The sequence below is a fragment of the Caballeronia sp. genome, from assembly GCF_049581465.1.
GTDB lineage: Bacteria > Pseudomonadota > Gammaproteobacteria > Burkholderiales > Burkholderiaceae > Caballeronia.
The window spans coordinates 1-4490 of sequence record NZ_JBAUSA010000673.1 but is presented as its reverse complement, the minus strand read 5'-3'; the positions used below and the strand labels follow the sequence as shown (position 1 = coordinate 4490).

At 60.4% G+C, this 4490-nt stretch carries 2 protein-coding genes; both read left to right on the top strand.

What is annotated here, in order from left to right:
- Positions 1-321: 321 nt before the first annotated feature.
- Positions 322-3567, top strand: a complete 3246-nt coding sequence (locus WCA53_RS16700; protein WP_423912658.1) for an efflux RND transporter permease subunit — start codon at positions 322-324, stop codon at positions 3565-3567.
- 10 nt (positions 3568-3577) lie between these two features.
- Positions 3578-4490: efflux RND transporter periplasmic adaptor subunit (locus WCA53_RS16695; RefSeq protein WP_423912655.1), on the top strand; the 913-nt coding region annotated here is incomplete at its 3' end.

The following is a 4490-nucleotide window of genomic DNA, read 5'->3' as shown; positions in this document are numbered from 1 at the left end:
ACGACAACACTGCGCGCCCGGTCTTCCGGACCATTCGCGGCTCGGGCTACCTGCTCGAAGAGTTTGCCTGAGCGCTCCTCGCGGCGCCTCACCGGTGGCGCGGCGAGAACATGCTTCAACGTCATCCTGCAACACCCTCTTCCCCTGCGAACCGAAACTGAAACCGAAACTAAAACTAGTTTCACGCTTATCCCGCGCGGCAGTTATGCAGTGCTTACCAGAATGACAACCGCAATGACTGACAAACGGAGCATTCATGAAGCCGCTCCCATGCCCTCAAGCCCGCGCCGACAAAAAGCGCCCTGAACGGAGCAGTTCCCGATGTTGAAAATAGTCCGGTTAGCCTTAACCCGGCCCTACACCTTTATTGTCCTGGCAATGTTGATTTGCCTGGCAGGCCCGCTGGCCGCATTACGCACACCGACAGATATTTTTCCGGATATCCGGATCCCCGTGATCAGCGTCGTGTGGAACTACGCAGGCCTTCAACCGGACGATATGTCCGGACGGATCGTGACTTATTACGAGCGATCCCTTGGCACGACCGTCAACGACATCCAGCACATCGAATCTCAGTCGTATCGTGGCTACGGCATCGTCAAGATCTTCTTTCAGCCCACCGTCGACATTCGCACGGCTACCGCACAAGTAACCTCGGTGTCGCAGACCGTGCTCAAGCAAATGCCGCCCGGCACCACGCCGCCACAGATCCTCAACTACAACGCATCCACGGTGCCCGTGCTGCAGATCGCGCTCACCAGCGACACGTTGAACGAACAGCAGATCGGCGACTACGCGATCAACTTCATCAGGCCGGCGTTGCTCAGCGTGCCCGGCGTAGCCATTCCGACGCCATACGGCGGCAAGACGCGCGAAGTACAGATCGACTTGAACCCGCAAGCCCTGCAAGCCGATAAATTGTCCGCAACGGACGTCGCCGACGCGCTCGCCCAGCAGAACCAGATCGTGCCGGCCGGTACCGAAAAAATCGGCCAGTTCGAATACAACATCAAGCTTAACAATAGTCCGCTGGCGCTCGACCAACTCAACAACCTGCCCATCAAGACCGTCAATGGCGCGACCATTACGATGCGCGACGTCGCGCATGTTCGCGACGGCAATCCGCCACAAACGAATATCGTGCGGCTGGACGGTCATCGCGCCGTGCTGATGAGCGTGCTCAAGAACGGCTCGGCTTCGACCCTGGACATCATTGCTGGCGTCAAGGCGAAGTTGCCGCTGATCCAGCAGACCCTGCCCGCCAGTCTCAAGATCGAAACGCTTGGGGATCAGTCGGTATTCGTCAAAGGCGCGGTCAGCGGCGTCGCGACCGAAGGCATCATTGCGGCAGCACTGACGTCGCTGATGATCCTGCTGTTTCTCGGGAGCTGGCGTTCCACGCTGATCATCGCGTCGTCTATTCCGCTTGCCGTGCTTGCGGCCATCGCGGGCCTGGCTGCAATGGGTGAGACGCTCAACGTGATGACGCTGGGCGGTCTTGCTCTTGCGGTGGGCATCCTGGTGGACGACGCCACCGTGACAATCGAGAACATCAACTGGCACCTGGAGCAAGGCAAACCGGTCAGGCAATCCATCCTGGATGGCGCGGCTCAGATCGTGGCGCCCGCCCTCGTGTCGCTGCTCTGCATCTGCATTGTGTTTGTTCCCATGCTGCTGCTCGACGGCATCGCCCGCTTCCTGTTCGTGCCGATGGCCGAGGCCGTGATCTTCGCGATGATCGCTTCGTTTGTCCTGTCGCGCACTTTCGTTCCGATGATGGCTCAATATTTGTTGAAGCCCCATGCGTCACAAGGACATGCTTCGGGCGAGCTAGCGGCAACCATGGCCTATCACCCGGCGCGCTCAAGTAATCCGCTGGTGCAGTTCCAGCGCGGCTTTGAACGGCAGTTCGACACCTTCCGTGGCGTCTACCGCATCTTGCTCGGCATGGCGCTCAATAGCCGCAAGGTCTTTATAGTGGGCTTCCTCGCGATTGTCGCGGCGTCGTTCCTGCTGTCGCCCTTTCTGGGACGCAACTTCTTTCCGGGTATCGATTCGGGCGAAATCGCGTTGCATGTGCGCGGTCCGATCGGACTGCGAATCGAACAGACCGCCGACCTTTTCGATCACATAGAAAGCACCGTCCGACGCACGATTCCCCCCAACCAGTTGCAAGGCATGGTCGACAACATTGGCTTGCCCAACAGCGGTATCAACCTGACCTACAACAATAGCGGCGTGATGGGACCGGAAGATGGCGACATTCTGATTTCCCTTGACAAAGACCACGCCCCGACCGCCGACTATGTGAAGAAATTGCGCGTGTTGCTACCGCAAGCCTTTCCCGGCGCGAGCTTCGCATTCTTGCCTGCCGACATCATTTCGCAAATCCTGAACTTCGGCTCACCGGCGCCCATCGACATTCAAGTGGCCGGCCCCGACCAGGCGGCCAACTACCGCTATGCGCAGACCTTGCTGCGGCGAGTGCAATTGATTCCCGGCATTGCAGACACGCGCATTCAGCAAGCCACCACCTACCCCCAATTCACCGTATCGGTTGACCGGACCCGCGCCAATGAACTGGGTATCAACGAACGGGACGTCACCAACTCGGTGGTCGCCAATCTATCCGGCACGAGCCAGGTGTCGCCCACCTACTGGCTCAATCCAAAGAACGGCGTGTCGTACGCAGTCGTTGCACAAACGCCGCAATACAACATGAACTCGCTCAACGACCTCGGCAACGTCATGGTCACGGGCAAGAGCGGCGGCGCCCAGATCCTGGGCGGGCTCGCGAGCATCCAACGCGGTGTAGGCGACGCCGTTGTGTCGCACTACAACATCCAGCCGCTGTATGACATCTTCGCCACCACGCAGGGCCGTGACCTTGGCGCCATTGCCGCGCACATCAACCGAATCGTCCACGCCACTGCGAGCCAATTGCCGAAGGGCTCGCGAGTCACGGTTCGCGGCCAGGTGCAGACCATGAACAGCGCATTCATGGGGTTGGGATTCGGCTTGATCGGCGCAATCGTGCTGATCTACTTGTTGATCGTCGTGAACTTCCATTCGTGGAGCGACGCGTTTGTGATCGTGACCGCCCTGCCCGCGGCGCTAGCCGGCATCGTGTGGATGCTGTTCGTGACCCATACACCGCTGTCCGTTCCCGCACTCACGGGCGCGATCCTTTGCATGGGGGTGGCGACCGCCAACGCGATCCTGGTGGTCAGCTTCGCGCGCGAACGTCTGGCTCAGACAGGCAACGCGCTGATCGCGGCGATGGAAGCCGGCTTCACGCGCTTCCGGCCGGTGTTGATGACTGCGCTAGCAATGATCATTGGCATGTTGCCCATGGCCCTCGGCCTGGGCGATGGCGGCGAGCAAAACGCTCCGCTTGGGCGCGCGGTCATCGGCGGGTTGCTGTTTGCCACTGTCGCCACGCTCCTGTTCGTCCCAGTCGTGTTCAGCCTCGTGCATCGCAATGACAAGCCGCCTAAGGACGAGCCTCCAGCCGAGACGTCCTTGGCACCACGTCACGATCCTCATACCCAACTCGTTGAAGCCTAGGGAGAAACGCATGTCAACTGAAATCGAAGTTCATTCGCCCAAGCGATTGCGCCATTTAAAACTCATCGGCGTACTCGCCTTCCTTCTGGCAGCGGGCGTCGTGACCAACGGCATTATCAGCCGCTCTCACGCCGAGCAGGAACTAACGACATGGACCGATGCGCAAGCCATCCCCACCGTGAGTACGGTATTTCCGCAACCGCCGTCCGGCGCGCAGGCGCTGGAGTTGCCAGGACAGCTCGATGCCTTCGTGAATGCGCCGATCTACGCGCGGGTCTCCGGCTACCTGCATGCGTGGTATGCGGATATTGGCGCGCATGTGAAGGCGGGGCAGTTGCTCGCGCAAATCGATACGCCCGATCTCGACCAGCAATTGCAACAGGCGCAGGCCGACCTCGCGAATTCCGTCGCTAACGAAAAGCTGGCTGCGACCACCGCGCATCGGTGGTCGCAGATGCTTGCGCAAGACTCGGTCTCGCAGCAGGAAGCCGATGAAAAGAGCAGCGATCTGGTGGCGAAACAGGCGACGGCCGACGCGAGCCGCGCTAACGTCGCGCGACTTGAAGCACTTGAGTCGTTCAAGCGAATCACCGCGCCCTTCGACGGCGTCATCACCGCGCGCAAGACCGACATCGGCGCGCTAATCGATGCGGGCGGCGGCTCGGGTCCGGAGCTCTTCGCGGTGACCGATGCACGACGCTTGCGCGTCTATGTGAACGTGCCGCAGAGCGACGCCGCGGCGATCACGCCGGGCGTGACCGCGACGCTCACCGTGCCGGAACGTCCGGGCATGAGTTTCCAGGCCAAGCTGGTTAATACGGACGACGCAATCACGCCAGCGTCGGGCACGTTGCTGGTGCAACTGGCAGTCGACAATGCGTCGGGCCTGCTAATGCCCGGTGAATATACGCAAGTTCATTTTG